We start from the raw sequence: 596 nt of genomic DNA, 5'->3' as shown, positions 1-596 counted from the left end.
AGTGTCAGTGTCGAGCAGGGTGACTTCTTCGCTTTATTGGGGCCTAACGGTGCGGGGAAATCAACGACACTTGGTATTGTTTCTTCCTTGGTTAATAAAAGTTCTGGAGAGGTCAAAATATTTGGCCACGACATCGATAAACAGTTGGTTAAGGCAAAGACCTGTTTAGGTGTGGTGCCTCAGGAGTTTAACTTCAACCAGTTCGAGAAGGTCCGTGATATCGTTATTACTCAGGCTGGTTATTATGGTATTCCCGTTTCAGAAGCTGAGGAAAGTTGTGATCATTATCTGAAGAAACTGGGCTTGTGGGATAAACGGAATGAACCATCCCGTATGCTCTCCGGGGGTATGAAGAGAAGGTTAATGATCGCCAGAGCTTTAGTGCATAAGCCTAAATTGCTCATTCTTGATGAGCCCACAGCGGGTGTAGATATCGAATTGCGACGCTCAATGTGGGAGTTTCTAAAGGAAATCAATGAGCAGGGTACGACAATTATCTTAACGACGCACTACCTGGAAGAGGCGGAAGCGCTATGCCGCAACATTGCGATTATTGATCAAGGGAAAATTCTGACAAATACCAGTAAGCAATCTTT

The 596-nt window shown here is 44.6% G+C and carries 1 protein-coding gene; it reads left to right on the top strand.

The genetic code is table 11. From position 1 onward, the window contains the following. Nucleotides 1–596, top strand: a 596-nt coding sequence (locus A3766_RS10415; RefSeq protein ID WP_156508860.1) for an ABC transporter ATP-binding protein, incomplete at both ends; no start/stop codon positions are given.

Source organism: Oleiphilus sp. HI0132, assembly GCF_001635845.1.
This window is presented reverse-complemented; position numbering and strand designations above follow the sequence as displayed.